Genomic DNA, 26,561 nt, shown 5'->3' with positions numbered 1-26,561 from the left:
GCAGTCGCACATTGAAATTCAATAGCCACAAAAAATGCTGCATGACTGATATTCACGCAGTGCCGGCATGCCCTCCATCGTCACTTGCAATCAAGGGCAGACAGGAAGTTCCATCATGATCAAGCACTTGAAGGCTTTTGAGTTCCTCACAGCGCGCGAGGGGTTGGCGGCAGATTGCGACGCTGGTTTGCAGCGATTCACCGGAGGGTTCAAGGACCGCTCGTTCAGGATCGCCCAAGTGCGTTCATGGCTGCCGGTGTTGGCGCTGCCTTTGCTGCTGCTGGTCGGGCTGCCTGCACAGGCGGCGGACTATACCTTTCAGGGCGGTAACCTGCCTTCGGGCTGTACCGGTGGCAACGGCAGCTTCACCTGCGTGTCGCTCACGCTGAATGCAGGCGACACGCTCAGCATTTCATCGCCCACCACCATCACGGTCATTGGTGCGCTTACGGCTGGCGCTTCCAGCCGCATCAACGCAACTGGCTCATCCAGCTTGAACCTGGCGGTCAATGGGTTGACAACCCTGGGCGCCGACACCGTGGTGAAGGCCAACCTGAGCAGTACCGCTGGTGTCATCACCATCGGCGCACGCAGCAGCGTTACCGGCACGATCAAGACCGACAATGCCGCTATCAACGTGGGATTAGGCAGTACTGTCACAGGGTCGATCACTGCCACCATGGCGGGTGCCATTACCCTCGGGGCTAACACAGTGGTCAACGGCAACATATCCACTACTGCGGGCGTTGTCACCATTGGAGCCGACGCAGTGGTTAACGGCAATATCTCTACGGTTGTAGGGGCTGTGACCACGGGTGCGGGCAGCACAGTGACAGGCAGTGTGGTGACCCAGGTAGGGGCCATCACGATTGCAGGAAACGTGGGCGGAAAAATCAATAGCCTGGACACCAGCCTGGCGGGCGCTGTGACGGTCAGTGCCGGAGGAAGCATCAGCGGCTCGATCATCACTGGCGCCGGTGCCGTCACCATCGGGGCGGGTTCAAGTGCAGGCGGCATTGCCGCAAACACCGGTGCCATCACCGTGGGTGCCGACAGCAATGTGACCGGCTCGCTGTGCAGTGGATTGGCAGGCGCTATTACCGTCGGCGCTCGCGCCAAGGTCTCGGGCAATGTCACAAGTAAAACCGCCGGTGCCATCACCATCGGAGCCATGGCTCAGGTGGCCGGAGCAGTGACCGTCGTGAAGGCCGGGGCCAAAGTGATTGGCGCGGGTGCCGTTGTTGGCGTCTCTGAAAACAGCTCCCAATGTGCCGACGATGTCGTTGTCGTCACCCCCCCAGTTTCAGTTCCAGGCATCAAATCCCGTGAATGGCGCCAGATTTTCATGCACTAGCCTGAACAAAGCCGCTACAGGAAAAAACCAAATGACCTCCAAATCCTTTTCCCGGGTCCGTGGCTTCACGTTGATTGAACTCATGATCACCGCCGCCATCGTCGCCGTGCTGGCCGCGATTGCCCTGCCTTCCTACGCAAGCTACGTTGCCCGGGCGAGACGGGCTGACGCCAGAGGCCAATTGGTCCAGGCAGCGCAGTTCATGCAGCGCTTTTATGCGGCCAACGACAGTTTCTCGAAGGATCGGGCTGGCAACGACGTGATCAACCAGGTTCCGGCAAGCCTGAAGCAGTCACCTTCTGACAGCACCAAAATTTATGATCTTGTCATCCCCATGGGCGCTGCGCCATTGACGAGTCCCGTGGGTTTTACCCTTCACATGGAGCCCGTTGCCGACGGCGTCATGGCCAGGGACATTTGCGGTACCTTCACGCTGACCTCGACCGGCGTGCGTGGCGTTCTGGTGAGCGGTGTCGTGGGCACTGAAGCTTTGCGCGACACCTGCTGGAAGTGATGCGTTTGCCCCGGGGCCATGCAACTGTCCGGAGATTTAATCCCGAAAGTTGTCAAAACTCAGCGGCAAGTCCTTGATCTCGGCGCGAATCAGGGCCATGGCCGCCTGCAGGTCGTCGCGCTTGGCACCGGTGATGCGCACCTTGCCTTCCTGAATTGCCGCCTGCACCTTCATCTTGTTGCCCTTGATGAGCTGCTGGATTTTCTTGGCCTCTTCAGTCTCGATGCCGTCGCGCACTTTGGTGACCTGCTTGACCTTGTCGCCGCCGATTTTTTCGACCTTGCCGATGTCCAGGAAGCGTACGTCGACGCCGGACTTGGTCAGCTTGTTGCGCAAGATGTCGTGGATCTGCTCGATCTGGAAATCGCCATCGCCGATCAGGATGATTTCCTTGTCTTTTTCCTTCAGCTCGACCGAGGCCGCCGTGCCCTTGAAGTCAAACCGGGTGCCGATTTCCTTGGCGGTGTTTTCAACGGAATTTTTGACCTTGACCAGGTCGGTTTCAAGAACAGTGTCGAATGAAGGCATGGTGTGGATTTCCTGGAAAAAAAGAGGTGCCGCATGGGTGAGACAATCCCGGAATGTTAGTCGAGAAAAACATTCCCCTCCAGTCTTGCAACACCTTCGGCATCGTCGCCAAGGCGCTTCATCTTGTTCGCCTGGGCAGCGAAGCCGACATTCAAGCCGTGCTGCAAGACCCGGCCTTGCAGGCTGCTCCCAAATTCGTACTGGGTGGCGGCAGCAACATCGTGCTGACCGGCGACGTCAAGCCATTGGTGCTCAAAGTCGAGATCATGGGCAAGCGCCTGGCCCGTGAAACGCCCAAGGCCTGGATCATTGAGGCCGGCGCCGGCGAAGACTGGCACGAACTGGTCACCTGGACGCTGCAAAACGGCTTTCCCGGCCTGGAAAACCTGGCGCTGATTCCCGGCACCGTCGGTGCCTCGCCGGTGCAGAACATCGGCGCTTATGGTGTCGAGTTGCAAGACCGCTTCGACTCGCTTGATGCCGTCGATCTGACAACCGGCCAGAGCTTCACCCTGAACGCTGCGCAATGCGCATTTGGCTACCGCGATTCGGTCTTCAAGCACGCCAGCAAGCCCGGCGAAGCGTCGGGTGCGCAAGCCCTGGGATTGAAAAACAAGGCGCTGATCACCCGTGTGCGCTTTTTGCTGCCGAAAGCCTGGAAACCCGTGCTCGGCTATGCAGATATAGAGAAAAAGAGGCTCCAGCGCAATGTGGACGTGCCTGATGCGCTACAAATTTATGAGTGGGTTTGTGAGATTCGCCGCGCCAAGCTGCCTGACTGGAAAGTCATTGGCAACGCCGGCAGCTTCTTCAAGAATCCGACGGTGTCGCCCGAACAATGTGAAGACATCATCCAGCGGGATCCGAAAATCGTGCATTACCAACTGGCCGATGGTTCTGTCAAGCTCGCCGCCGGCTGGCTGATTGACGCCTGCGGCTGGAAAGGCAAGTCCATTGGCAATGCCGGTGTGTACGAGAAGCAGGCGCTGGTGCTGATCAACCGGGGAGGCAACGCCAACCCGGTGACCGGTGGGGAGGTGATGACGCTGGCCAAGGCGATTCAGACCAGCGTCTACGAGCGCTTTGGCATTCTGCTCGAGCCGGAGCCGGTGGTGGTGTGAACCGGATGTGACGCGCCGGCCGCGCTGGCATTGATGGAACGCTTCAGGCCGCTGCTCACCGGCGAAGAAACTGCGACTATTCAATTCGCAAAAAAGTGCGCTTTTTGCGGTCCACTTCACGCATATCAATTTGTTCTGCCCTTGGTATGGTTCGGATGCTGGGAAACTCCCGCGTCTTGAGACGAAAAGTGCTGGCAGGAGATAAAAAAAATGAAGTTTGAAAATCTTAACGTCCGTACCCGTCTGGGCATCGGGTTCGGCGCCATGCTGTTCCTGATGGCTTGCCTGATCGTGGTGGGGGTTACATGCCTGGCCGGTGCCACAGCGCTTAACCGGCAAATTGTCGGCTCCGACTGGGTGAAAGCCCAAGCGGCAGCAGCTGTCGAAACGGCGGCCCTGGCCAGTGGACGAAGCGGCATGGCGTTGTTTTTTGCGGCAGGCAAGGCGCAGACTGACGCCATTTCTCAGCAGATTGAAGCCAGCCGGCAATCCATGGCCTCTGCGCTTGACACCTTGGCGCAACAGGCGTCCACCGACGAAGAAAAGGCCCTGCTGGCAAGCCTGGAAAGCGCGCGTGTTGTGCATGCTGCGGCTTTTGGCAAGGTGGCCAAGCAGCTGGAAAGCGGCGACCGCGAAGGCGCCTCCCTTTCCCTGGTCGGTGAGGCCTTGCCCGCGCTGAAGCGACTTCAGCAGGAGGCTCAAGCGCTGGGCATCTTGCAGGCCCGGTCTGTCCAAGCCCATGGCGAAACGGCTGAACGAGACATCGGTTCAGCGCTTTACTGGATGTTTGGGCTGGGTCTGGTCGCGCTTTTGATCGGCAGCACCATGGTTTACCGGCTGGGGCGCTCCATTGCGGACGCGCTGAATGAGGCCATTCATATTGCAGAAACGGTCGCTTCTGGCGATCTCAGCCAGGAATTCGACAGCCAGCGTGGCGGGGACTTTGGCCGATTGCTGACGATCCTGGGCGGCATGGAAGACATGCTGACCGACCTGGTCACCCGCATCAAGCGCTCGACAGATTCGATCGGTGCCGTGTCGCAGGAGATTGCGCAGGCCAATGCGGAACTGTCGCAGCGCACGGCAGGCCAGGCCGCCTCGCTGGAGGAGACCGTTTCAAGCATGGAAGAGCTGACCTCCACGGTCAAGCTGAATGCCGCGCATGCACGATCCGCCAGCGGTTTGGCGAGCGGCGCTTCCGACATTGCCGAGCATGGCGGCAAGGTGGTGGCGCAGGTCGTCCAGACCATGGCCTTGATCAGCAACAGTTCAAAAAAGATCGTGGACATCATTGGGGTGATCGAGGGCATTGCCTTCCAGACCAATATCCTGGCGCTGAATGCCGCTGTCGAAGCCGCGCGTGCAGGCGAGCAGGGACGAGGCTTTGCCGTGGTGGCCGGAGAAGTCCGCAGCCTTGCCCAGCGCAGCGCGCAAGCCGCCAGGGAAATCAAGACGCTGATCGGGGACTCGGTGACGCATGTCGACAAGGGCTCGCAACTGGTTGTGGACGCGGGTCGAACCATGCAGGACATCGTGCAGGCCGTCAAACGTGTGAGCAGTTTGCTGGAACAAATCTCGACCGCCTCTGTAGAGCAAAGCATGGGCATTGAGCATGTGAACCAGGCCATGCTGCAGATGGACAAGGCCACCCAGCAAAACGCCGTGATGGTGGAGCAGGCCACCGGCACCGCAGAGACGTTGATCGAAGAGGCCAGGCAACTGCAGTCGGCCGTTGGCGAGTTCAGGCTGGAGTCCGCGCCGGCCCATGCACCTTTGTTGCGCATGGCGTAACCGGATCTACAGCGGACTTGGCTGTGCGGGGCCTGGGATCTGTGTGTTGCCGGGCTCCGGGGCCGCGCAAAAAATTTTACGGTCTGGTGGGCCACTGCCAGCCGAATTTCTGGCACGCGGCGTGTGACCCAACAAACCCGGAAGCTGGCCTGATCAACTGCTGTTGATCACGCGTTCTTGTCGCCTGACAACTTCAGCAAATTCCCGTCCGTGCCATGCGACAGCACGCCGCTCTTGGCGTAAATGCCCAGCTTGGCGCGCGTGTCCACGATGTCCAGGTTGCGCACGGTCAGCTGGCCTATGGGGTCGGGTGGCAGGACCGCTTCGACTTGCTGGGCGCCATTGACCTGACGACCGGCCAGTCCTTCACGCTCAATGCGGCGCAGTACGCATTTGGCTACCGCGACCCGGTGTGCAAGCACTACAGCACTGCCCGCAGTTCTGGCGCCCAGGGTTTCGGCCTGGCCGACAAGGCGCTGATCATCCGGGTGCCGTTTGCGCTGCCCAGGCCTGGTAGCCGGTGTTGGCCGAGCAGTGCGAAGACATCATTCAGCGCGAGCCCAGGATTGTTCAGTGCCGCCTGGCCGATGGCTCGGTCAAGCCTGCAGCGGGCTGGCTGATTGCCGCCAGCGGCTGGAAAGGCAACACCGTGGAAATGCCAGCGTGTATGACAAGCAGGCGCTGGTGCTGGTCAACTGGGGCGGCAATGCCAACCGGGTGACCGGTGGGGTAGGTGATCACGCTGGCCAAGGCGATCCAGACCAGTGTGTATGAGCGCTTTAGCCAGCGGCTGGAACCTGAATCCGTGGTGGTGCAAGTAACGCGCAGCTGCAGTTGCCTTTATTCGTAACCAGACTTTCCCCTGCAGCAAGCCTGACGACTTGCTGCAGGGGAATTCAAATGACCGGTCTAGCGCCCGCTGCTTACTGGCATTTCGGGTAATTGGCTTGAAAGCCTGCCCGTACTGCTGGCGGGGTGTAGTCTTCAGTGCTGGGTGTGTTGTTGGTGAAAGTACAGCCGTAGGTTGGGGCTGCCACGGTGGCAGCGGTCACCACGTCGTCGCCAGCCGGTTTGGGACCGCCAGCTTCCCACAGCACCATTGCATCAAACGCAGAAGTGGCCTCGGCTGCAGTGAACGCGCAGTGGCCGACATCCCGGATGGCGCGCTGTACAAGCCATTTGTCGCTGCCTTTGGCTTTGGCGCGCTCGTTGAATATTTGCTCCATCTTGAACGGTACGAACAGGTCGCCCAGCGTGTGCAGCGTCACCACCGGCACATTGAAGTCGGCACTCGTTGCCGGAATCCAGCGCAAGCCGTCGCGCCGCAGCCGGTTGGCCTCAGCCGTGGGCTTGATCTTGAAGATACTGGCGTTGAACGCATTGTCTGCGGCGGTGGTGGCCGTGCTTGAAGCATCGATCTTGTAGGTAAACGCAGTCGTGTCCAGGACGTTTTGCGTCAGGATGCCGTTGATGGTTCCGTCTCCCCCGAGCGAGGCCCAGATGTTGTTCTGGTTGCTGGCATTGGACCAGCCCTCGGCATAAAACGGCCGTGCCCCGCCGCTCAGGTTCATCATCACATTTTTCAGCTTGTCACCCTGGGCATTGGTCTGGGTCGGGTAGCTGCTCCACAGTGCGGCCCGGATGGTGGGCGTGAGGGATTCAAAGTTGGCGACCGGAAAGCTGGTGATCGGAACGCCTGCCAACTGCTGGGCAACCACCTGGTAGCCCGCAAAATAGTTGAACAGTTCGGTATCGCCGAGCACGCCGCACATTGGCACAGCGCCGGCATACTTCACCTTGTTGATGGCAGTTGCCTGCGCTTCGGCGTCGATCGCCGCAGCCGTGATATGCCCGCCCATCGAGATGCCGGTGATAAATATCTTGGTCGGCGCGGCAAGCACGCGGTTGTTGGCAGACGCTATGGAAGAAAAATTCAGTGCCAGTGCGTTGGTGTCTTCAACGCCGGCACGAACGTCGTAGTAGTTTTTTGAATAACTCGACGCTGCCCAGGCATAGCCTTTTTCAAGCAGATAACGCCGCATGATCGGTGTGTCCACCGTCAGGCTCGGTCCGGTTCCCCGATAGCCATGCGCCCACATGACCAGCTTGCCGTTCCAGCCTGTCTTGGGAACTTCAATACGGTAGGCCGCGCCCTTGAGCACGCCGGTCCAGCGGTCAGTCTCCACCGTGGTGTTGACAAGCGCAGCAAACGTCGCTTCAGCCGCAGGCGTGAACATGCGCGAATCCTGAGCTCGAAGCTCTTCCGGTACCTGTACGTTGTCTCCCCCGCCACACGCAGCAAGCGAAGCCAGGGCCAGCGCAACTGCTAAAGGTTTGAACGGGCGCATACAAGAATAATTTTTCATGGGTGTTTCCGGTTATCACCGCATTTGCGGCTTTTTTACTCCGGATGACAGCTTAAAGGTCAGTGCTTTTGGCCTTATGTCGCCTACAAGACAATATTTACCCCGTACAAACCATGAGGTCATTTGCCGAGAAATCCGGTATTGCTGCCCACCGTGGAATAACAAGCAACCACGGCTGGAAATTAATTTTGCACATGAAACTGGTGGACCTGCGACACGCCCATGTCCAAAAGTGCGAAACCACCCCTATTCCAGCAGTCGCCGGTGGGTTTTTCCGTGCCTGCGGCGAGGTGATCCTGTACCGGAAACTTTGCACTCGTCAGAGCGAGTTGATGGGGCTGTTTCAACGCCAGGCCAATGCCGCCTATGTCGATCGCGCCTATATCGTCAACGTGCGCCAGAATCTGGACCTGAATCAACGTCAGGCACCTGATATTTTTGGCGAAGCCGTGAACGCTTTTTACGCTGCGAAAACGGCAATACCAAGCCACCGCTGGCCTTGGTCAAATTGCCCAGGCTGCTTGATCGCCATCCTGAATTGCCGAATGAAATCAGGACAGCTTGAAAGTGATTTCTCTTCACTGAACAGCAGAAGAAGTGGTTCCAGGAGGCACCAATATCACTACAAATTCAATAGCAAACAGCGCCCGTCCTACAAGCGCCACCTGCTAAAAAAACCGTTATTCGCTCTTGCTGCCCGTCAGGTTCAGCAAATCCCCGCCCGTCCCCAGCGACAGCACGCCGCTCTTGGCGTAAATGCCCAGCTTGGCGCGGGTGTCGACGATGTCCAGATTGCGCATCGTCAGTTGGCCAATGCGGTCCAGCGGTGTGAACGCGCCTTCGACCTTTTCCATGCTCAGACGCTCGGGCTGGTAGGTCAGGTTGGCTGAGTCGGTGTTCAAAATCGAATAGTCGTTGCCCCGGCGCAGCTCGATGGTCACTTCGCCTGTGATGGCGCTGGCGACCCAGCGCTGGGCAGTTTCGCGCAGCATGATGGCCTGCGAGTCGAACCAGCGGCCCTGGTACAAGAGGCGGCCGAGGCGGCGTCCGCTGTCGCGGTACTGCTCGATCGTGTCTTCGTTGTGGATGCCGGTGACCAGGCGCTCGTAGGCGATGAACAGCAGCGCCAGGCCGGGGGCTTCGTAAATGCCTCGGCTCTTGGCTTCGATGATGCGGTTTTCGATCTGGTCGCTCATGCCCAGGCCGTGGCGGCCACCGATGCGGTTGGCTTCCAGGATCAGTTCGACCAGGTCGGTATATTCGACGCCGTTCAGGGCGACTGGACGGCCCTCTTCAAAGCGCACGCTGACTTCCTCGCGCTTGACTTCGACGTCGTCCTTCCAGAACGCCACGCCCATGATCGGGTTGACGATCTTCATGCCGCTGGAGAGGAATTCCAGATCTTTGGCCTCGTGCGTGGCGCCCAGCATGTTGGAGTCGGTCGAATAGGCTTTTTCCGACGACATCTTGTAGCCGAAGCCAGCCTCGGTCATGAAGGCCGACATTTCGGCGCGACCGCCCAGCTCGTCGATGAACAACTGGTCAAGCCACGGCTTGTAGATTTTCAGTGACGGGTTGGTCAGCAGGCCGTAGCGGTAAAAACGCTCGATGTCGTTACCCTTGTAGGTGCTGCCGTCGCCCCAGATGTTGACGTCGTCTTCCTTCATGGCGGCGACCAGCATGGTACCGGTCACGGCGCGGCCCAGCGGCGTGGTGTTGAAGTAGGTGACGCCGGCAGTGGTGATGTGGAAGGCACCCGCCTGCAGCGCGGCCAGGCCTTCGGCGGCCAGTTGTTTGCGGCAGTCGATCAGCCGGGCTTTTTCAGCGCCGTACTGCATCGCCTTGCGCGGGATGTCTTCGTAGTCGGGCTCGTCGGGCTGGCCCAGGTTGGCGGTATAGGCATAGGGAATCGCGCCCTTGAGCTTCATCCAGTGCAGTGCGGCGCTGGTGTCGAGTCCGCCGGAAAAGGCAATGCCGACTTTTTGGCCGGCAGGAAGGTTTTGGAGAATGGTGGCCATGGAGTGTTCCTGGTTGCTGCGTGATTCGGTGTTCAGGCGTAGTGGCAGATGTAGTGGTAGGCCTGCTCGACGCGAATGTCGAACTTGGAGTTGCCGGGCACGCTGAAGGATTCGCCGATGGATGACTTTACCCACGCGTCGCTGCCGGCCAGCTTGTATTCGCAGGCGCCGCCGACGCATTCCATGGTTTCGGGGGCGCCCGTGCCGAAGGTGAGGGTGGAAGGCAGCACCACGCCCACCGATTTTTGGGTACCGTCAGCCAGCGTGAAGCCGTGGCTCACGCATTTGCCGTCGAAGTACACATTGGCTTGGGTAGTGATGCTGACGTTGTCGATTTTTTCGGTAGTCATGAAGATGTGGTGCGGGTGTAAACGCTGCGCAGGGCAGGCGGGCGGATCAGGCCCGGATTTTAGGTCAGCCCGCAGACGGGTCCGACACCACGTGAATCCAATGGCCTCTCGGCGGCGTATGAATAGTGTGGACAATGCCGTTCATGAAACCAGAAAGCCCGGATACCCAATTGATAGCACTCCTTGACCGTGTGGCACTCGCCGATGAGTCGGCGCTCAAAGAGTTGTATGCCCTGACCTCTTCCAAGCTCTATGGCGTGGCCGTTCGCGTGGTGACGAACCGCGAATGGGCCGAAGACGTGTTGCAGGAGGCCTTCCTGAACATCTGGAAGATCGCGGGAACCTACAAGGCGTCGCTGTCGCCCCCCATGGCCTGGATGGGCTTGCTGGTGCGCAGCCGGGGGCTGGACTTTCTGCGCCGCCGGGCCTCCGACCGGGCCGACCGGATGCAGGAACTGGACGATGTGATTTCAGACACGGTGGCTGGCGATTCGCCTAACCCGATGGACACCACCCAGGCCAGCGAGCAGGCCTGGGCCTTGCACCAGTGCCTGGGGCAGCTGGAGAACAAGCAGCGTGAAGTGGTCAGCCTGGCTTACCTGCGCGACTTGAGCCATAGCGAATTGGCCGAGCAGCTCAAGCTGCCGCTGGGAACGGTGAAAACCTGGATTCGCCGGGGGCTGGAGCAATTGCGCGGCTGCATGGGAAGGTTTGCATGAATGTTGCCCCCACGCTCCCCACTGCGTGTGGTTCGCTGCCCCCCGAGGGGGCCGCTGCGCCTGCGGCCTGGCAAAGCCAGTTCCGCGGCCCCTGCTGGAGTGGGCGTACCCCCACGCTCCCCACTGCGTGTGGTTCGCTGCGCCTGCGGCCTGGCATAGCCAGTTCTGCGGACCTGACTGGTTTAAAGCGCCTTTGGCTGCCGGTTGGGCGCCTTCATTTTTTGAAACAGTTTCATGAATATTCATAAAAACCCATCCCTGATGGAACAATTGGCCGCCAGCTATGCGCTGGGCACTTTGCGCGGCGGTGCGCGGCGCCGTTTTGAAACCCTGGCACGGGACAACGCAACCCTGCGGGCGGCTGCGCTGATCTGGCAAAGCCGTTTGGTGTCGGTCGTGGAACTGCAGCCCGAAGTGGCGCCCAGCCAAGTGGTCTGGAAACGGATTGAAAACTTTATCCAGGCAGAAAAACAAGCCCAGACCATGCAGGCGGCCCGAAGTGCCCCTGCCGTGTCCGCGACTGCCGGAGGCGGCTGGTGGTCCAGTCTGGGCTTGTGGCGCGGCGCTACCGCAGCCGGTGCCTTTGCGACCCTGTTGGCCGTGGTGACTGGCGTGAATTTCACCAAGCAGTTGAACGGTCAGGTGCAGGAACTCAGCGCCAAACTTTCAGCCACCTCGGCCATTGAATACGTCGCCGTGCTGGCAGACGACAAGGCGAATGCCTCGATTCTGGTGACGTTTGACCCCAAAACCCAGAAATTGATGCTCAAGCGGGTGGGTGATTTCCGCGAACAGGCTGACAAGTCACTTGAACTGTGGGCCTTGCCCCCGGGTGCGGCACCCAAGTCCCTGGGTGTGATGAGCGGCGACGCGGTGATGAAATTGACCGCTGCCAACAGCGACATCCGCCAGTCGCCGGTCTTGGCGATCACGCTGGAGCCAAAGGGCGGTGTGTCGCCCGGATCAGGGCCTACCGGTCCTGTCCTCTTCAAGGGCGCATTGATCAAAACGCCTGAATAGGTGAAACCTGGCCGGCTCAGGGCCTGCAACGCAGGGTGGAAAATAACAAAAAGGGACGCTCACTGGAGCGTCCCTTTTTGTTTTCAGTATGAAGGATTCAGCGCCAGTGGCCTCGATGCCCGCCGCCAAAGCCACGGCTGTAGCCAAAGTTGAGCGACAGGCCGATGGGCGGGTAATACGGCGCGTAGTAGGGACGGGGGGCGTAATAGGCCGGGTAGCCAGAGTAATACACCGGCGCGGTGACCACCGGCTGCACATAAACCGGCTGAGGTTGCACGTAAACCTGCTGCACCTGCACCGGCGGGGAATAGCTTGGCTGCGGCGACTGGAAAGGTTGCGGTGCGGCTTCAATGGCGCCGACCGGCGTGACATTCAGCCGCACATGCAAGCCCGGATCGTTGGGCATTTGCGCGGTGTATTGCGTGCCCTGGTATTCGTACACCACGTTGAAGTAACTGGCGCGGTTCTCATAAAACGTCTGCGTGCTGCACTGCTGCACGTTTTGCAATTGGTTGTTCGGGCCCTCAATGCGGTCACCGAGGAGGGCGCCACCCACCAGGCCGATCATGGTGGCCGCTGCCCGGCCGCCGCCGTTGCCGATGGCATTGCCCGCCGCGCCGCCAGCGATGGCGCCCATCAGCGCGCCCGCACCAGAAGTGGGTCGCTGTACCAAGACGGCCTCGTTGTTGCACACCTGGCGCGGCACGGCCACTTGCTGGACCACCGGGGTGCTGGAAATCACTCGCGCCAAAATGTCCATGGCCGATGCGGGCGCCGACGCCAGTGCGGCTGTCGCCACCACTGAACCCATGCAGGTTTTGATGAAGATGTTTTTCATAGCCAGGCCTCTTTGTCCAACTTGCCAATCGCGCGCGCGTTGTGAAACTGCTGTGTTTTCAATTTTCCAGAAACTCCGATTTTAATGAATATGACCTGTTTCAAGGCACAAAGTTCGGTCGCTGTTCTGTAAAGCTGGTGACCATCGAGCGAGACCCGACCGGCTCAAACCCGCCCGGACCAGTCGGCTGCATCAAAGCCGACCGTGATGTCTGGACCCCAGTCCATCACCGGCCGCTTGATCACGCTCGGGTTGGCGCGCATTACGGCCTGGGCGCTGGCCGCATCGACCACGGTGGCCTGCGTCGCCGCGTCAAGCTTGCGCCAGGTCGTGCCCTTGCGGTTGAGCAGCTTTTCCCAGCCAGCAGCGTTTACCCACCGCGTCAGTTGATCCGGGGGAACGCCCTGATTTTTGAAGTCATGAAAGCTGTGGTCCTGGCCGTGTTCCGCAAGCCAGGTGCGGGCCTTTTTGACGGTGTCGCAGTTTGGAATGCCGTAGAGAATGGTCATTTTGTCATTTTCAGGTTTTTTATAAGGAAGTAGTATGCTTTGCGCAATACCCACGGGCTTAAGCAGCTATTGATTGTGTAGCATTCGGACCGCAGGCTGCGTGCTGGAATAATGCATGAATTCGCCGACGCCTTGACGCCGTGCCTTCGTTGCCTGACCTGTTTTGAGGAATACCGCATGATTTCTTCTGCACCCGCCATTGCTGCGCCTGCGCTTTACCCGCCGATCGAGCCGTTTCGCACCGGCACGCTCGACACCGGCGACGGCCATTCGATCTATTGGGAACTGTGTGGCAATCCGCAAGGCAAGCCGGCGGTGTTCTTGCATGGCGGACCGGGTTCGGGTTGCTCGCCAGACCACCGGCGGCTGTTTGACCCCGCGCGCTACTGCGTGCTGCTGTTTGACCAGCGTGGCTGCGGCCGTTCCACGCCGCATGCGTCGCTGGACAACAACACGACCTGGCACCTGGTCGCCGACATCGAACGGCTGCGCAGCCTGATTGGCGTGGAGCGCTGGCTGGTGTTTGGCGGCTCCTGGGGTTCGTCGCTGGCGCTGGCCTATGCGCAGACGCATCCGGCGCAGGTGTCCGAACTGATCGTGCGCGGCATATTTACATTGCGCCGCGCCGAGTTGCACTGGTATTACCAGGAAGGCGCGTCCTGGCTGTTTCCCGACCTGTGGGAGGATTTCCTGGCACCGATCCCGCCAGCCGAGCGTGGCGACCTGATGGCGGCCTACCGCCGGCGGCTGGTCGGCAGCGACCGGGCCGCGCAACTGGCCTGCGCGCGCGCTTGGAGCCTGTGGGAAGGGCAGACCATCACGCTGCTGCCAGACCCGACGGGCGAGGCCAGGCACGGTGGCGACGACTTTGCGCTGGCGTTCGCGCGCATCGAAAACCATTATTTCGTGCATGGCGGCTGGCTGGAAGAGGGCCAGCTGATCCGCGATGCAGGCAGGCTCGCCGGCATTCCAGGTGTCATCGTGCAGGGCCGCTACGACATGGCCTGCCCGACCAAAACCGCCTGGGACCTGCACCGCGCCTGGCCCGAGGCTGAATTCCACCTGATTGCCGACGCCGGCCATGCCTTCGACGAGCCCGGCATCCTGGCGCAACTGCTGGCCGCGACTGACCGCTTTGCCCGCTGAAGCACTTCCGGACACGGGTCTTGCGCCTTGCGCGACAATGCAAATCTCTATGCAAAATCTCACCACTTTGGACGACTGGCTGGCGCATTGCGAGCGCCTGCACCCCACAAGCATCGACATGGGCCTGGACCGCGTCCGGACCGTGGCAGAACGCATGGGGCTGAAGTTTGACTGCCCGGTCATCACCGTGGCGGGTACCAACGGCAAGGGCTCGACCTGCGCCATGCTGGAAGCCATCCTCATGGAGGCAGGCTACAAGACCGGCGTCTACAACTCACCGCATCTGGTGCATTTCGAGGAGCGTTGCCGGGTGCGGGGCGACATCGTCAGTGCTACTGATTTAATAGCTAACTTCGCTTTTGTGGAAAGCGCAAGATGCCAAAATGGCAATGAAATATCGCTGACCTACTTTGAATTCACCACCCTGGCCATCCTGCAGCTGCTGGCCAATGCGAAGCTCGACGTGGTGATCCTGGAAGTGGGCCTGGGCGGCCGGCTCGACGCCGTCAACATCCTGGACGCCGACTGCGCCGTCATCACCAGCATCGACCTGGACCACATGGAATTGCTCGGATCGACGCGGGAAGCCATCGGCTTCGAGAAAGCCGGCATCATGCGCGCCGGCCGGCCGGTCGTTGTCAGCGACCCGGTGCCGCCGCAAAGCGTGCTCGACCATGCTGCCGCCCTGGGCGCCGATTTATGGCGCTTTGGCCACGACTTCAATTTTTCCGGCGACAAGCTCCAGTGGAGCTGGGCCGGACGCGGCCGCCGCTATGCCGGTATGGCTTATCCAGCGCTGCGCGGTGCCAACCAGCTGGTCAATGCCTCGGGTGTGCTGGCGGCGCTGACCGCCTTGCGCGACCGTCTGCCGGTCACCGCGCAGTCGGTACGCAATGGCCTGTCGCTGGTCGAATTGCCGGGAAGATTCCAGATCATTCCCGGCCAGCCGACGCTGGTGCTCGACGTGGCGCACAACCCGCATTCGGTGGCCGCGCTGACCGAAAACCTCGACGCCATGGGGTTTTATCCGTGCACGCATGCCGTATTTGGCGCCATGGCCGACAAGGACGTCGGCCCCATGCTGGCGCGCATCAGCCCGCTTATCGATAAATGGTATTTTACCGACCTGCCGACGCCGCGGGCTGCCTCAGGCGAAGCGCTGCGCCTTGCCTGGCAGGCCGGCAACACCCGTCCGGACGTGACAGCCGCTGCTTACAAAAGCCCTGATTTGGCATTGCAAGCAGTTGTCAAGGCGGCAAACCCGACTGATAGAATTGTGGTTTTTGGCTCGTTTTACACCGTGGGCGGAATCCTAAAGAACGGCGTGCCGCGACTTTCGGCGCCGCATTTGTCGGCCTGAGGCCGAATAAACCGGCTTAACCGGCTTAACCGGCTCAGCCGCCTGCGTCAGAACCGCAAACGGTTTGCAACCCCTACCTGGCCTTCAACGGACTCTCAACACACCATGGCGTTTTTCAAGTTCCGTCGGGGCGACACCAGTCCAACCCCTCCTGTCGGTTCAGCCACCCAGGCGCTTAGCGTCGAAGTGCTGCGCAAGCGTGCCAAGCACCGGCTGATCGGTGCATCGGTGCTGGTACTGCTGGGCGTTATCGGCTTTCCAATGCTGTTTGAAACCCAGCCACGTCCGGTGGCTGTCGATATTCCGATTGAAATTCCAGGGAAAAATAACGTCAAGCCGCTGGTGGTTCCCGTGCCTGCGCCTGCAGTGGCCACCGCGCCGGCTCCAGCCAAGACGACTTCGTCTGCAGCGCAAACGGTGACGGCGGCCACGAGCTTGTCACCTACCGAAGAAATTTATCCATCAGAACCGGCTGTACCGCTTGCCGAGCCTGCTTCTCCAGCTATTAAAAAAGAAGTGAAGCCAGAACCCCGGCAGGAGGCAATAGTTGAAGCCAGGCCGGAGGTCAGGTCACGCCCTGAACCCAAACCTGAACCCAAGCCCGTCGAAAAAGTGGAAGCCCAGCCAGCGGTCAAGCCCGAACCTGTGCCTGCCAAGCCGGCTCCTTTGAGCAATGACGGCGCGCGGGCGTTGGCGTTGCTCAACGCCAGGCCTGCTGTACAACCCCCCAAGGTGGAAGCACCGACCAAGCCGGCGACTGTCGAAGAAAACAAGGCCGCTGCCGCCGAAACCAAGGGCCGCATGGTGGTGCAGGTGGGTGCTTTTGCCGATGCCGCCAAGGCCGAGGAAACACGCCGCAAGCTGGAAAAAGCCGGCCTCAACACCTACACCCAAGTGGTCGACACCAAGGAGGGCAAGCGTGTCCGCGTTCGCGTCGGGCCGTTTGCCAACAAGGCGGAGGCTGAAAAGGCGGTGAACAAGATCAGGGCGCTTGATTTGCCGGTTGCCGTCCTGAGTTTCTAGTCTAGCGGGCCGCACTGTGATGCCGCTTGACTGGATTTTGGCAGGGGTTTTGTTTTTTTCACTGTTGCTGGGCGCCTGGCGCGGCCTGGTTTATGAAGTGTTGTCGGTGCTGGGCTGGGCCGCTTCGTTTTATGTGGCGCAATGGTTTGCGCCGCAGGTGGCTCTGCTGCTTCCCTGGCAGTCGGTCACCGAGCCGGTGCGTTATGCAGCGGCTTTCGTGCTGGTGTTCATCGCCGCGCTGTTTGCCGCCGGTTTGCTGGCCGCCTTGTTGAAGCGGCTGGTGGACGCCATCGGCTTGCGGCCTGTGGACCGCACGCTGGGTGCGGCGTTCGGCATCCTGCGCGGCATGATTTTGCTGCTGGCCGCCACTGTTGTCATCGACATGACGGCGCTCAAGTCGAGCGACTGGTGGCAGGAGTCCATCGGCGCGCAAACGCTGACGGCGACTCTTGTCAGCCTGAAGCCATTGTTGCCGGAGCCGTTTGCCAGGTATCTGGGTTGATTTTTTTGTTTTGTCTTTACGTTGAGAAATCGACACACCATGAGTAAAAAACCATGTGCGGAATAGTTGGAATCGTCAGCAAGGCGCCGGTCAATCAGCTGATCTACGACGGACTGTTGCTGCTGCAGCACCGGGGCCAGGATGCCGCCGGCATCGTCACCCAGCAGGGACGCAAGTTCTACATGCACAAGGCCAAGGGCATGGTAAGGGACGTGTTCCGTACCCGCAACATGCGGGCGCTGCCAGGCAATGTGGGGCTGGGCCAGGTGCGCTATCCAACGGCGGGCAATGCCTTCAGCGAAGACGAAGCGCAGCCCTTTTATGTGAATGCGCCGTTTGGCCTGGTCTTGTCGCACAACGGCAACCTGACCAACGCAGCCGAGCTCAAGGCCGAGCTGTTCAACACCGACCACCGCCACATCAACACCGACAGCGACTCCGAAGTACTGCTCAATGTGCTGGCGCATGAGCTGGAAAAAACCACCCGTGGCCTGCCGCTGACGCCGGCCGACGTATTTGCCGCCGTGCGCGGTGTGCACAAGCGCATCAAGGGCTCGTATGCGGTGGTGGCGCTGATTGCCGGCCATGGCCTGCTGGCATTTCGCGACCCGTTCGGCATTCGCCCGCTGTGCATCGGTCATGGCCAGAACGAAGACGGCAAGACCGTCATGGTGGCCAGCGAATCGGTGGCGCTGGAAGGTACCGCGCACCAGTTCGAGCGCGACATTGCGCCCGGCGAAGCCGTGTACGTGGACCTGGACGGCAAGGTGCATGCCGAACAGTGCGCCGAAAATTCGCAACTCAAGCCGTGCATTTTCGAGTTTGTGTATTTGGCGCGCCCGGACTCGGTGCTTGACGGCATTTCGGTTTATCAGGCGCGCCTGAATCTGGGCGAGACGCTGGCCAAGCGTGTGATTTCCACAGTGCCGCCGAACGAGATCGACGTGATCATCCCGATTCCCGAGTCCAGCCGCCCCAGTGCCACGCAACTTGCGCACCTTCTGGGCATTCCCTACCGCGAAGGGTTCGTCAAGAACCGCTACGTCGGCCGCACCTTCATCATGCCGGGGCAGGGCGTTCGCAAGAAATCGGTGCGCCAGAAGCTCAACGTGATCGCCAGCGAATTCAAGGGCCGCAACGTGCTGCTGGTCGATGACTCCATCGTTCGCGGCACCACCAGCCGTGAAATCGTGCAGATGGCACGCGATGCCGGCGCGCGCAAGGTGTACCTGGCCAGCGCCGCGCCGCCGGTGCGTTTCCCGAACGTCTATGGCATCGACATGCCGACGCCGGGCGAGCTGGTCGCACATGACCGCACCATCGAGGAAATCCGCCAGGTGATTGGCTGCGACGCCCTGATTTACCAGGATGTCGAAGGCATGAAGCGCGCCATCTGCTCGTTGAATCCGGAACTCGACGGCTTTGATGCGTCCTGCTTCGACGGCGTGTACGTCACCGGCGACGTGACAGCCGAGACCATTGCCGCTATGAATGCGGGGCGCGGCGACACCGCCGAAAAAATTGGCGAAGACGGCGACGTCGATGTCTCGCGTCTGGCGCTGCCCAATCCGCAGGAAGCTTGAAATGACCCAACGACCACTGCCCGAAAACCTGCACCCTGACACGCTGGCCGTGCGTGTCGGCGTCGAACGCAGCCAGTATGGCGAGAATTCCGAAGCGCTGTACCTGACCAGCGGCTTTGTGCAGCCCGATGCTGAAACCTCGGCACGCCGCTTTGCCGGCACCGAGGAAGGCTTTACCTACGCCCGCACGTCGAATCCAACCGTGGCTGCCTTTGAGCAGCGGCTGGCCGCGCTGGAAGGCACCGAAGCGGCCATTGCCGCATCCAGCGGCATGGGTGCCATTTTGATGATGGGCATGGGGCTGCTCCGGGCCGGGGACCATGTGGTGTGTTCGCAGTCGGTGTTCGGCTCGACGCTGAACCTGTTCGGCAAGGAATTCGCCAAGTTCGGCGTTGAAACCACGTTTGTCTCGCAGACCGACATTGGGCAATGGCAGGCAGCCATGCGCCCGAACACCAAACTGCTGTTTGCCGAAACCCCGACCAATCCGCTGACCGAAGTCTGCGACATCCGGGCGCTGGCCGACGTGGCGCATGCGGGTGGCGCGTTGCTGGCGGTGGACAACTGCTTTTGCTCGCCCGCGCTGCAGCGGCCCGCCGAAATGGGCGCCGACCTGATCATCCATTCGGGCACCAAGTACCTTGACGGCCAGGGCCGCGTCATGGCGGGTGCGATCTGCGGACCGTCGAAGCTGATCGTCGATGTGTTTGGCCCGATCGTGCGCACCGCCGGCATGGTGCTGGCGCCGTTCAATGCGTGGGTTGTGCTGAAAGGCATGGAAACGCTGCGCATCCGCATGCAGGCGCAAAGTGCCACGGCGCTGGCGATGGCGCAATGGCTGGAAACGCACCCGGCGGTGACGCGCGTACATTACCCGGGCCTGGTTTCGCACCCCCAGCACGAACTGGCCATGCGCCAGCAGGGTGGGCTGGGCGGCGCGGTGCTGTCCTTTGACGTGCGCGGCGGCGACCCGGAAACGGCGCGCGCCAATGCTTTTCACGTCATCAACAGCACGCAGGTGGTGAGCATTGCCACCAACCTGGGCGACACCAAGTCCATCATCACCCACCCCGGCACCACCTCCCATGGCCGGCTCACCGAAGCGCAGCGCCAGGCCGCCGGCATCAAGCAAAGCCTGATCCGCTTTGCGGCGGGACTTGAATACATTGACGACCTGAAAGCCGACCTCTCGCGCGGCCTGGACACTCTGGCATGACATCCAAAACAAGAACCCGCTTCGCCCCTTCGCCCACCGGCTTCATCCACCTGGGCAACATCCGCTCAGCCCTGTACCCGTGGGCCTTCGCCCGTGCCACCGGTGGCGATTTCATCCTGCGCATTGAAGACACCGACGTGGAGCGTTCCAGCCAGGCGGCTGTCGATGTGATCATCGAAGGCATGCGCTGGCTGGGCCTGGACTACGACGAAGGCCCGTTTTACCAGATGCAGCGCATGGACCGCTACAAGGCGGTGCTGGCCGAGATGGTGGTTGCAGGCCATGTCTACCCGTGCTACATGAGCATGGGCGAGCTGGACGCGCTGCGCGAAGCACAAATGGCGGCGAAAGAAAAACCCCGCTACGACGGCACCTGGCGGCCCGAGCCTGGCAAGACGCTGCCGTCCATTCCCGAAGGCGTGCAGCCCGTGTTGCGCTTCAAGAATCCGCAGGGCGGCGCGGTGGTCTGGGACGACAAGGTCAAGGGCCGCATCGAAATCAGCAATGACGAACTCGACGACCTGGTGATTGCCCGGCCCGACGGAACGCCGACCTACAACTTCTGCGTCGTCGTCGATGACATGGATATGGCCATCACCCATGTGATTCGCGGCGACGACCATGTCAACAACACGCCGCGCCAGATCAACATCTTGCGCGCACTTGGCCGGGACGTGCCGGTTTATGCCCATCTGCCGACCGTGTTGAACGAGCAGGGCGAGAAGATGAGCAAGCGCAGCGGCGCCAAGCCGGTGACGCAATATGCCGCCGAGGGTTATTTGCCAGACGCGATGGTGAACTACCTGGCGCGCCTGGGCTGGAGCCATGGCGACGACGAGATTTTCAGCCGTGAGCAATTTTTGCAGTGGTTCAGCCTCGACCACCTTGGCAAGAGCGCCGCGCAGTTCGACGAGGCCAAGCTGCGCTGGGTCAATGCCCAGCACCTCAAGGCCATGGCCGATGAAACACTGGCGGGGCTGGTAGCGCCTTTCCTGGCGCTTGACGGTGTAACGGGTCTGGATGCAGTATGGCTGGCGCGCGGCTGCGCGCTGTTCAAGGACCGATGCAGCACGCTGGTCGAACTGGCCGCGTGGCTCAAACTGCTCATCACCGGCGGGCAGGCGAGCGCCGAAGACGTCGGCAAGCATGTCACCGACGCCGTGCGGCCTGCGCTGGCCAAGCTGTCCGATGCGTTGGCGGTTTGCGAATGGAACAAGGCGGCGGTTGCCGCAGTCATCAAGCAGGTGCTGCTGGACACCGGCCTGAAAATGCCGCAACTGGCCATGCCCGTGCGCGTCCTGCTTTTGGGAACGCCGCAAACACCATCACTTGATGCAGTTGTCGAACTCATGGTTCGAGAAAAAGTCATCGCCAAATTGAATTTAGTTTGAAATTTTTTAAAAGCCTGATTTTTGTCGATATAATTTGAGGCTCGACAGGTTACTGAGAAATTGGTGACTAAGGGGGTATAGCTCAGCTGGGAGAGCGCTTGCATGGCATGCAAGAGGTCATCGGTTCGATCCCGTTTACCTCCACCAACTGTCTGAGAATTTTTGAAGTTTTTTTGCAAGCCTTAAAAAGCCTGCGCCGGAAGTCACCAGGTTAAGACCCCATCGTCTAGAGGCCTAGGACACTACCCTTTCACGGTAGGTACCGGGGTTCGAATCCCCGTAGGGTCGCCAAATTTCCTTGCCGCAAGGCAAAGAGAAGAAGCACAAGTTGTTAAGCACTTGGCTCGCAAGAGCAAACGCTTTTCTACCAGGAGTGGTAGTTCAGTTGGTTAGAATACCGGCCTGTCACGCCGGGGGTCGCGGGTTCGAGTCCCGTCCGCTCCGCCAGATTGAAGCCCTTGCAATTCTATGAATTACGAGGGCTTTCCTCTTAAATCCGTTTTGTGATTTAAAAGATTGTCGAGATTTTTGCAGGCCTTGAAAAGCCTGCGCCGGAAGTCACCAGGTTAAGACCCCATCGTCTAGAGGCCTAGGACACTACCCTTTCACGGTAGGTACCGGGGTTCGAATCCCCGTAGGGTCGCCAAATTTCCTTGTCGTAAGGCAAAGAGAACAAGCACAAGTTGTTAAGCACTTGGCTCGCAAGAGCAAACGCTTTTCTACCAGGAGTGGTAGTTCAGTTGGTTAGAATACCGGCCTGTCACGCCGGGGGTCGCGGGTTCGAGTCCCGTCCGCTCCGCCAAACCTTCAAAAGGCTCGAGTAATCGGGCCTTTTGTCTTTTAGGCTGCTTTCGAGGTGAGGCCATTGCAGTGGACCATTCAAGGACCACCACAATGCGTATTCCTGCCGACATCCGTCGCTTTCGCCACGGTATTTATTATTTCCATGTCGTTATTTCCAGATCCCTGCCCCCGCGATGGAGTGAACGGCCCGAGATCAAAATGTCGCTCAAAACCCGGGATCAGCTCTAAGCATTGGTTCGTGCTGGTCTTTAATTAGCGAAGTTCCCTACGGTATTGCGAAGCCGGGCGCCTCGTACCTCGCGCCTCGCGCTTCTTCCATACGAAGGCTACTGGGTTCTGGTTGTAGCCCTTGAGGCAGGCGCTAATGTGCGCCACCAACCCAAAATCACTGGCGAAGCTGGCTCTCTTGAGGGACTTGCGGATGAGTAGGGCAAGCCAGCTTTCGACCTGGTTGAGCTAACTTGCCGAAGTCGGGATGTAGTGAAATTTCTCGCTCGGGTGCCGGGCCAGCCAATTCATCGCACTTCTTGTAGGTCAACAAGTTGTCCAATTCGACGTGCAGGAGCCTAGTTCGTAACTGTAGAGGCCACGACCTCAATCCATGAAGCTCATAAAAACTTTGCGCGTCTTCTTTTTGTTCGCCCGGCCAATCACCTTGCCAGTCGCGACTTCCAAAGCCGCAAAGAGGGTGATAGTGCGGTTGCACTTATTGGTGCCCTTGTCACCTTGAACCACCTTGTTACCAGCTGGAAAAAAGCCCGCAGGACGTGTGATAGTCTGGATTGAAGGCTTCTCATCCACACTGAAGATGATGGCGTTTTCCGGTGCAGACAGATAAAGTCCCATCACATCTGCCGCCTTGGCGGAAAAGTCGGGATATTGGTTGACACACCAAGAACGCCTGCGCGACAGACCGATGCCTTCGGCACGCAGAGTTTCCCAGACATGCCACATGGCCATCCCCAACGTGCTCGCCAGCAGGCAGCCGTCCCAGTGGCCAAATCCTCATGAGGGCACCAGTTCGAGTGGGGCCAGGATACGCTTGCGCAGTTCCGGGTCGTGCATGCGCGGCGCTCCCCAGCTAGGCCGGCCCTGCAGGCCCGCCACGCCAGCGGTCAAAAAAACCACAGTGCCACGGAGACAAAGTGTCTTTATTGAGTTTCATTTGCTTTGCCGTATCTTCAACCCCGACTCCGTCAATGCCTAGCAACACAATGCGAGCTCGTTCTTTCAGGCGCGCTTCAATCTTTTTGCCTCGGGCCAGAGAGGTCAACATCTCGCGTTGCTCGGGGGTGCAGGGCAAAGCAGACAAAACCCGGGGCATGATGGTTCTCCACTGAAAAACCAGGGAAGATCCAAATTGAGGCGGAAATTCTTCCTCAATCAAGCACTAGGGTTTTCAGTGATGGGTAACCGGAATTTCTTATTGAAAATAAGCATATTGGAATGTTGCCAATGTGGTTCGGAGCTTGGCCGAAGACATGTCTCAATGCTTATCCGGGGCATTAAAGGGACAGATGACATGGCGCTCTTTACGGAACATGCGCCTTCCAATAAAACTTTTAACAAGGAGAAGGACCATGCTTCGCTGCAAAATCGGTGATCTGGCTTACATCATTAAAGGAACAAATGTGGGAAGGCTGGTGGATATCCTCCCCTCACCCTCTCCCCATGGGTATGGATGGTGGGCTGTTCGAGTGGTGGGTCCGGCGGTGCCGGCATCCTATGACAGCGGTATTAAAAACACCAGCACGGGAAGTGTTGAAGACTACCGACTGCGGCCTATCCGCGACAACAACGGGAAAGATGAAATGCTGGCCCTCACGGGCAGGCTTTCCGCTGGCGGCTGATGGTTAGTTGACGATGCTTGCGACTTGTACTCACACCAATTGGGGTTGCCTGAACGAGTCCTAGAGTTCAAACTGACGGGTGCTCGCTTTTTTATTCACGTGGCCCCAAAGAATAAGAGGGTTTGGTCAGCAATTTTGCCTGTCGACCGGTTGATCCTGCCGCGCTCCGTCTGTAGGCGCATGGCTTCCAGACCGAGGAGCTTTAGACTGCTATCGCCGTCATTGAGAAAATTTCCCGCATGCGAGCATTTGTTCGAACAGAATATTTCGGATATGGTTTCCATCGCAATGCATAAAAGGAGCTTTGATATGAGTAACGAAAATGCCCAGGCCAAATGCCCATTCAGCGCAGCTGCTGCAGTTGGTACAACCAACCGTGATTGGTGGCCCAACCGGTTACCGCTGGAACTGCTGCATCAACACTCAGCAAAGTCGGACCCGATGGGACAGGACTTCGACTACGCCCAGGCATTTAACAGCCTGGATCTGGCGGCAGTAAAGACCGATCTCGCTGCGTTGATGACGGATTCCCAGGAATGGTGGCCGGCGGACTTCGGACATTACGGAGGATTGTTCGTCCGCATGGCATGGCACAGCGCAGGCACTTACCGGATAGGCGATGGCCGGGGGGGGGCGGGGCGCGGTCAACAGCGTTTTGCGCCGCTGAACAGCTGGCCGGACAATGTGAGTCTGGACAAGGCTCGACGCCTGCTTTGGCCAATCAAGCAGAAATACGGCGAGAAAATTTCTTGGGCCGACCTGATCATCCTCACGGGCAACGTGGCACTGGAAACCATGGGTTTCAAAACGTTCGGCTTTGCAGGCGGTCGCCAGGACGTATGGGAGCCGGATCAGGATGTGTACTGGGGTCGCGAGACGAAATGGCTCGGCGGCGACGTGCGTTATTTAAAAGGATCGCCCGGAGTTGAAGAAGGTCATGGCGTTCTGGTCAAGGACGACGACAGCGAAGTGACCCACACGCGCGACCTCGAAAACCCGCTCGCCGCGGTTCAGATGGGTTTGATCTATGTCAACCCTGAAGGTCCGGACGGCAAACCCGACCCGCTTGCCGCCGCCATTGACATACGCGAGACATTCGCCCGTATGGCCATGAACGACGAAGAAACTGTGGCGCTGATCGCCGGCGGTCACAGTTTCGGCAAGACCCACGGTGCCGCACCTTCGGAGCATGTAGGCAATGAGCCCGAGGCGGCTGGCGTGGAGGCCCAAGGCTTCGGCTGGACCAATAGCTTTGGCAGCGGCAAGGGCCGCGACACCATTACCAGCGGGCTGGAAGTAACATGGACCAGCACTCCGACGAAGTGGAGCAACAACTACTTTGAAAACCTGTTCGGCTTTGAATGGGAACTGACCAAGAGCCCGGCTGGCGCGCAGCAGTGGGTGGCCAAGAACGCTCCCGACATTATCCCGGACGCGCATGACCCCTCCAAGCGTCACCGTCCGACAATGCTGACCACAGATCTTTCGCTGCGAATGGATCCGGCGTACGAAAAAATCTCCCGGCGCTTCCATGAAAATCCCGACGAGCTCGCCAATGCCTTCGCACGTGCCTGGTTCAAGCTCACCCACCGCGATATGGGGCCGCGTGCTCGCTATCTTGGCCCCGAGGTGCCGGCTGAGGTGCTCATCTGGCAGGACCCAATCCCGGAAGTCAACCACGCCCTGGTGGATCAGCAGGATGTGGCATCCCTGAAGAAAAAGGTACTTGCATCGGGACTGACAGTGGCCGAACTTGTTTCGACCGCCTGGGCGTCAGCGTCCACGTTCAGGGGCTCCGATAAGCGGGGCGGTGCAAACGGTGCCCGAGTCCGGCTTTCGCCGCAGAAGGACTGGGCTGTCAATCAGCCAGAGCAACTGGCCAAGGTGCTGCAGATATTGCAGGGGATTTGCAAGGAGTTCAATGCTCAGTCCGGTGGCAAGAAGCTTTCAATGGCTGATCTGATCGTTCTGGCAGGCAGCGCAGCGGTGGAGCAGGCAGCTCAGAACGCAGGGTATGAAGTCATTGTTCCTTTCGCGCCGGGGCGCATGGACGCGTCGCAAGAGCAGACCGACGTGCATTCCTTTGCGCCACTCGAACCAATCGCTGATGGCTTCCGCAACTACCAAAAGACCCGCTACAGCGTGCCTGCAGAAGCTCTGCTGCTCGATAGGGCACAGCTGTTGACACTGACGGCTCCGGAGATGACCGTGCTCGTCGGTGGACTTCGGGTGCTTGGAGCGAATGTGGGCCAGACCCTGGATGGCGTTTTCACCAGCAAGTCGGGCACGCTGAGCAACGATTACTTTGTCAATCTGCTCGACATGGGCACTCAATGGAAGTCACTTTCAGAGGCAGGGGACCAGTTCGAAGGGGTGGACCGCAAGACCGGCCAACGTCGTTGGACCGCCACGCGGGTCGATCTTATTTTTGGTTCGAACGCGCAGTTGCGAGCGATAGCCGAGGTTTATGGCAGTGCGACTGCGCAAAAGAAGTTTGTCAGTGACTTCGTGACTGCCTGGACCAAGGTGATGAATCTCGACCTTTTTAACTAAAAAGG

General features: G+C 59.7%; 24 protein-coding genes, 5 tRNA genes and 3 pseudogenes. 23 read left to right on the top strand and 9 right to left on the bottom strand.

All coding sequences use genetic code 11. From position 1 onward, the window contains the following. Nucleotides 1-115: 115 nt before the first annotated feature. Together H4V98_RS16210 and H4V98_RS16205 are read left to right on the top strand one after the other, a co-directional pair. Nucleotides 116-1,354: a hypothetical protein gene (locus H4V98_RS16210; RefSeq protein WP_196864588.1), complete on the top strand. Its 1,239-nt coding sequence runs from the start codon at nucleotides 116-118 to the stop codon at nucleotides 1,352-1,354. 31 nt (nucleotides 1,355-1,385) lie between these two features. After that, a complete protein-coding gene (locus H4V98_RS16205; protein ID WP_196864587.1) occupies nucleotides 1,386-1,868 on the top strand; it encodes a type IV pilin protein in 483 nt (160 codons plus the stop codon). A 36-nt stretch (nucleotides 1,869-1,904) separates the two neighbouring features. Here the strand turns inward: H4V98_RS16205 and H4V98_RS16200 are convergent, their stop codons facing one another. Further along, nucleotides 1,905-2,396, bottom strand: coding sequence for a YajQ family cyclic di-GMP-binding protein (locus tag H4V98_RS16200; protein WP_196864586.1), 492 nt, complete (start codon nucleotides 2,394-2,396; stop codon nucleotides 1,905-1,907). Between the two features lie 53 nt (nucleotides 2,397-2,449). On the opposite strand from H4V98_RS16200, the gene murB reads away from it, so the two are divergent. Further along, nucleotides 2,450-3,517 carry a UDP-N-acetylmuramate dehydrogenase gene (gene murB, locus H4V98_RS16195; protein ID WP_196864585.1) on the top strand — a complete coding sequence of 356 codons (1,068 nt, stop codon included), beginning with the start codon at nucleotides 2,450-2,452 and terminating at the stop codon, nucleotides 3,515-3,517. Nucleotides 3,518-3,727: 210 nt separating this feature from the next. Further along, entirely contained in the window at nucleotides 3,728-5,308 is a 1,581-nt protein-coding gene (locus tag H4V98_RS16190) for a methyl-accepting chemotaxis protein (RefSeq protein ID WP_196864584.1), read from the top strand. Nucleotides 5,309-5,475: 167 nt separating this feature from the next. Here H4V98_RS16190 and H4V98_RS16185 read toward each other — a convergent pair. Further along, nucleotides 5,476-5,622: pseudogene (locus H4V98_RS16185) on the bottom strand (argininosuccinate synthase); the annotation flags it as partial. On the opposite strand from H4V98_RS16185, the pseudogene H4V98_RS16180 reads away from it, so the two are divergent. Further along, nucleotides 5,605-6,158: pseudogene (locus H4V98_RS16180) on the top strand (UDP-N-acetylenolpyruvoylglucosamine reductase); the annotation flags it as partial. The pseudogenes H4V98_RS16185 and H4V98_RS16180 overlap by 18 nt on opposite strands. Nucleotides 6,159-6,231: 73 nt before the next feature. Here H4V98_RS16180 and H4V98_RS16175 read toward each other — a convergent pair. Next, nucleotides 6,232-7,545, bottom strand: a complete 1,314-nt coding sequence (locus H4V98_RS16175; RefSeq protein ID WP_231374856.1) for an alpha/beta hydrolase — start codon at nucleotides 7,543-7,545, stop codon at nucleotides 6,232-6,234. A gap of 242 nt (nucleotides 7,546-7,787) precedes the next feature. On the opposite strand from H4V98_RS16175, the pseudogene H4V98_RS21610 reads away from it, so the two are divergent. Both H4V98_RS21610 and H4V98_RS21605 read left to right on the top strand, forming a co-directional pair. After that, nucleotides 7,788-8,078 (top strand): annotated as a pseudogene (locus tag H4V98_RS21610) (type II toxin-antitoxin system MqsA family antitoxin); the annotation flags it as partial. A gap of 95 nt (nucleotides 8,079-8,173) precedes the next feature. Continuing rightward, nucleotides 8,174-8,239 (top strand): hypothetical protein, encoded by a 66-nt coding sequence (locus H4V98_RS21605; protein WP_348535235.1) that lies wholly within the window; start codon nucleotides 8,174-8,176, stop codon nucleotides 8,237-8,239. A gap of 115 nt (nucleotides 8,240-8,354) precedes the next feature. Here the strand turns inward: H4V98_RS21605 and argG are convergent, their stop codons facing one another. Next, nucleotides 8,355-9,692 carry an argininosuccinate synthase gene (gene argG / locus H4V98_RS16165; RefSeq protein ID WP_196864582.1) on the bottom strand — a complete coding sequence of 446 codons (1,338 nt, stop codon included), beginning with the start codon at nucleotides 9,690-9,692 and terminating at the stop codon, nucleotides 8,355-8,357. A 32-nt stretch (nucleotides 9,693-9,724) separates the two neighbouring features. Next, nucleotides 9,725-10,042 (bottom strand): pyrimidine/purine nucleoside phosphorylase, encoded by a 318-nt coding sequence (locus H4V98_RS16160; protein ID WP_196864581.1) that lies wholly within the window; start codon nucleotides 10,040-10,042, stop codon nucleotides 9,725-9,727. A 143-nt stretch (nucleotides 10,043-10,185) separates the two neighbouring features. Between H4V98_RS16160 and H4V98_RS16155 the strand changes: the two genes are divergently transcribed. Next, a complete protein-coding gene (locus tag H4V98_RS16155; protein WP_196864580.1) occupies nucleotides 10,186-10,761 on the top strand; it encodes a sigma-70 family RNA polymerase sigma factor in 576 nt (191 codons plus the stop codon). Nucleotides 10,762-10,995: 234 nt separating this feature from the next. Then, on the top strand, nucleotides 10,996-11,781 hold the full coding sequence (locus H4V98_RS16150) for an anti-sigma factor (protein ID WP_196864579.1): 786 nt from the start codon (nucleotides 10,996-10,998) through the stop codon (nucleotides 11,779-11,781). Nucleotides 11,782-11,878: 97 nt separating this feature from the next. On the opposite strand, the gene H4V98_RS16145 is transcribed toward H4V98_RS16150, so the two are convergent. Together H4V98_RS16145 and H4V98_RS16140 are read right to left on the bottom strand one after the other, a co-directional pair. Then, nucleotides 11,879-12,619, bottom strand: a complete 741-nt coding sequence (locus H4V98_RS16145) for a hypothetical protein (RefSeq protein ID WP_196864578.1) — start codon at nucleotides 12,617-12,619, stop codon at nucleotides 11,879-11,881. 164 nt (nucleotides 12,620-12,783) lie between these two features. After that, nucleotides 12,784-13,128 carry an arsenate reductase gene (locus tag H4V98_RS16140; RefSeq protein WP_196864577.1) on the bottom strand — a complete coding sequence of 115 codons (345 nt, stop codon included), beginning with the start codon at nucleotides 13,126-13,128 and terminating at the stop codon, nucleotides 12,784-12,786. A 177-nt stretch (nucleotides 13,129-13,305) separates the two neighbouring features. On the opposite strand from H4V98_RS16140, the gene pip reads away from it, so the two are divergent. The 12 genes from pip (at nucleotide 13,306) to H4V98_RS16080 (ending at nucleotide 22,151) form a co-directional block, all read left to right on the top strand. Continuing rightward, nucleotides 13,306-14,274, top strand: coding sequence for a prolyl aminopeptidase (gene pip / locus H4V98_RS16135; RefSeq protein ID WP_196864576.1), 969 nt, complete (start codon nucleotides 13,306-13,308; stop codon nucleotides 14,272-14,274). Nucleotides 14,275-14,323: 49 nt separating this feature from the next. Further along, the gene (gene folC, locus H4V98_RS16130) at nucleotides 14,324-15,634 is read left to right on the top strand and encodes a bifunctional tetrahydrofolate synthase/dihydrofolate synthase (protein WP_196864575.1); all 1,311 of its coding nucleotides are present in this window, start codon (nucleotides 14,324-14,326) and stop codon (nucleotides 15,632-15,634) included. A gap of 105 nt (nucleotides 15,635-15,739) precedes the next feature. Continuing rightward, nucleotides 15,740-16,657 (top strand): SPOR domain-containing protein, encoded by a 918-nt coding sequence (locus tag H4V98_RS16125; RefSeq protein WP_196864574.1) that lies wholly within the window; start codon nucleotides 15,740-15,742, stop codon nucleotides 16,655-16,657. Nucleotides 16,658-16,673: 16 nt separating this feature from the next. Continuing rightward, entirely contained in the window at nucleotides 16,674-17,159 is a 486-nt protein-coding gene (locus tag H4V98_RS16120) for a CvpA family protein (protein ID WP_196864573.1), read from the top strand. 53 nt (nucleotides 17,160-17,212) lie between these two features. After that, complete coding sequence (gene purF, locus H4V98_RS16115) at nucleotides 17,213-18,742, top strand: amidophosphoribosyltransferase (RefSeq protein WP_196864572.1); 1,530 nt, start codon at nucleotides 17,213-17,215, stop codon at nucleotides 18,740-18,742. A 1-nt stretch (nucleotide 18,743) separates the two neighbouring features. Then, nucleotides 18,744-19,958 (top strand): O-succinylhomoserine sulfhydrylase, encoded by a 1,215-nt coding sequence (locus H4V98_RS16110; RefSeq protein ID WP_196864571.1) that lies wholly within the window; start codon nucleotides 18,744-18,746, stop codon nucleotides 19,956-19,958. Further along, a complete protein-coding gene (gltX, locus tag H4V98_RS16105; protein WP_196864570.1) occupies nucleotides 19,955-21,349 on the top strand; it encodes a glutamate--tRNA ligase in 1,395 nt (464 codons plus the stop codon). The genes H4V98_RS16110 and gltX overlap by 4 nt, the downstream gene beginning before the upstream one ends. Nucleotides 21,350-21,420: 71 nt before the next feature. Next, nucleotides 21,421-21,496, top strand: a tRNA-Ala gene (locus H4V98_RS16100). Between the two features lie 68 nt (nucleotides 21,497-21,564). Then, nucleotides 21,565-21,640 (top strand) — tRNA-Glu (locus H4V98_RS16095). 79 nt (nucleotides 21,641-21,719) lie between these two features. Continuing rightward, nucleotides 21,720-21,796: transfer RNA gene (locus tag H4V98_RS16090), tRNA-Asp, on the top strand. A gap of 123 nt (nucleotides 21,797-21,919) precedes the next feature. Then, nucleotides 21,920-21,995: transfer RNA gene (locus H4V98_RS16085), tRNA-Glu, on the top strand. Nucleotides 21,996-22,074: 79 nt separating this feature from the next. Next, a tRNA-Asp gene (locus H4V98_RS16080) sits at nucleotides 22,075-22,151 on the top strand. Nucleotides 22,152-22,747: 596 nt separating this feature from the next. Here H4V98_RS16080 and H4V98_RS16075 read toward each other — a convergent pair. Both H4V98_RS16075 and H4V98_RS16070 read right to left on the bottom strand, forming a co-directional pair. Continuing rightward, nucleotides 22,748-23,107: a hypothetical protein gene (locus tag H4V98_RS16075; RefSeq protein ID WP_196864569.1), complete on the bottom strand. Its 360-nt coding sequence runs from the start codon at nucleotides 23,105-23,107 to the stop codon at nucleotides 22,748-22,750. Nucleotides 23,108-23,234: 127 nt separating this feature from the next. Further along, nucleotides 23,235-23,540 (bottom strand): helix-turn-helix domain-containing protein, encoded by a 306-nt coding sequence (locus tag H4V98_RS16070; protein ID WP_196868291.1) that lies wholly within the window; start codon nucleotides 23,538-23,540, stop codon nucleotides 23,235-23,237. Nucleotides 23,541-23,733: 193 nt separating this feature from the next. Between H4V98_RS16070 and H4V98_RS16065 the strand changes: the two genes are divergently transcribed. Both H4V98_RS16065 and katG read left to right on the top strand, forming a co-directional pair. Then, nucleotides 23,734-24,003 (top strand): hypothetical protein, encoded by a 270-nt coding sequence (locus tag H4V98_RS16065; RefSeq protein WP_196864568.1) that lies wholly within the window; start codon nucleotides 23,734-23,736, stop codon nucleotides 24,001-24,003. A gap of 309 nt (nucleotides 24,004-24,312) precedes the next feature. Next, complete coding sequence (gene katG, locus H4V98_RS16060) at nucleotides 24,313-26,556, top strand: catalase/peroxidase HPI (protein ID WP_196864567.1); 2,244 nt, start codon at nucleotides 24,313-24,315, stop codon at nucleotides 26,554-26,556. Nucleotides 26,557-26,561 lie beyond the last annotated feature (5 nt).

Origin of the sequence: Polaromonas sp. CG_23.6 (genome assembly GCF_029892315.1) — a bacterium.
GTDB lineage: Bacteria > Pseudomonadota > Gammaproteobacteria > Burkholderiales > Burkholderiaceae_C > Polaromonas.
This window is presented reverse-complemented; position numbering and strand designations above follow the sequence as displayed.

Bases quoted from the DNA above. Each gene is read 5' to 3' on its own strand.
- H4V98_RS16160 (WP_196864581.1), bottom strand. From the start codon at position 10,042: ATGACTACCGAAAAAATCGACAACGTCAGCATCACTACCCAAGCCAAT.
- purF (WP_196864572.1), top strand. From the start codon at position 17,213: ATGTGCGGAATAGTTGGAATCGTCAGCAAGGCGCCGGTCAATCAGCTG.
- H4V98_RS16205 (WP_196864587.1), top strand. From the start codon at position 1,386: ATGACCTCCAAATCCTTTTCCCGGGTCCGTGGCTTCACGTTGATTGAA.
- H4V98_RS16145 (WP_196864578.1), bottom strand. From the start codon at position 12,619: ATGAAAAACATCTTCATCAAAACCTGCATGGGTTCAGTGGTGGCGACA.
- H4V98_RS16125 (WP_196864574.1), top strand. From the start codon at position 15,740: ATGGCGTTTTTCAAGTTCCGTCGGGGCGACACCAGTCCAACCCCTCCT.
- argG (WP_196864582.1), bottom strand. From the start codon at position 9,692: ATGGCCACCATTCTCCAAAACCTTCCTGCCGGCCAAAAAGTCGGCATT.
- H4V98_RS16075 (WP_196864569.1), bottom strand. From the start codon at position 23,107: ATGTGGCATGTCTGGGAAACTCTGCGTGCCGAAGGCATCGGTCTGTCG.
- pip (WP_196864576.1), top strand. From the start codon at position 13,306: ATGATTTCTTCTGCACCCGCCATTGCTGCGCCTGCGCTTTACCCGCCG.
- H4V98_RS16150 (WP_196864579.1), top strand. From the start codon at position 10,996: ATGAATATTCATAAAAACCCATCCCTGATGGAACAATTGGCCGCCAGC.
- H4V98_RS16140 (WP_196864577.1), bottom strand. From the start codon at position 13,128: ATGACCATTCTCTACGGCATTCCAAACTGCGACACCGTCAAAAAGGCC.
- H4V98_RS16175 (WP_231374856.1), bottom strand. From the start codon at position 7,545: ATGTTCACGCCTGCGGCTGAAGCGACGTTTGCTGCGCTTGTCAACACC.
- H4V98_RS16155 (WP_196864580.1), top strand. From the start codon at position 10,186: ATGAAACCAGAAAGCCCGGATACCCAATTGATAGCACTCCTTGACCGT.
- gltX (WP_196864570.1), top strand. From the start codon at position 19,955: ATGACATCCAAAACAAGAACCCGCTTCGCCCCTTCGCCCACCGGCTTC.
- H4V98_RS16065 (WP_196864568.1), top strand. From the start codon at position 23,734: ATGCTTCGCTGCAAAATCGGTGATCTGGCTTACATCATTAAAGGAACA.
- murB (WP_196864585.1), top strand. From the start codon at position 2,450: ATGTTAGTCGAGAAAAACATTCCCCTCCAGTCTTGCAACACCTTCGGC.
- H4V98_RS16110 (WP_196864571.1), top strand. From the start codon at position 18,744: ATGACCCAACGACCACTGCCCGAAAACCTGCACCCTGACACGCTGGCC.
- H4V98_RS16190 (WP_196864584.1), top strand. From the start codon at position 3,728: ATGAAGTTTGAAAATCTTAACGTCCGTACCCGTCTGGGCATCGGGTTC.
- katG (WP_196864567.1), top strand. From the start codon at position 24,313: ATGAGTAACGAAAATGCCCAGGCCAAATGCCCATTCAGCGCAGCTGCT.
- folC (WP_196864575.1), top strand. From the start codon at position 14,324: ATGCAAAATCTCACCACTTTGGACGACTGGCTGGCGCATTGCGAGCGC.
- H4V98_RS16210 (WP_196864588.1), top strand. From the start codon at position 116: ATGATCAAGCACTTGAAGGCTTTTGAGTTCCTCACAGCGCGCGAGGGG.
- H4V98_RS16200 (WP_196864586.1), bottom strand. From the start codon at position 2,396: ATGCCTTCATTCGACACTGTTCTTGAAACCGACCTGGTCAAGGTCAAA.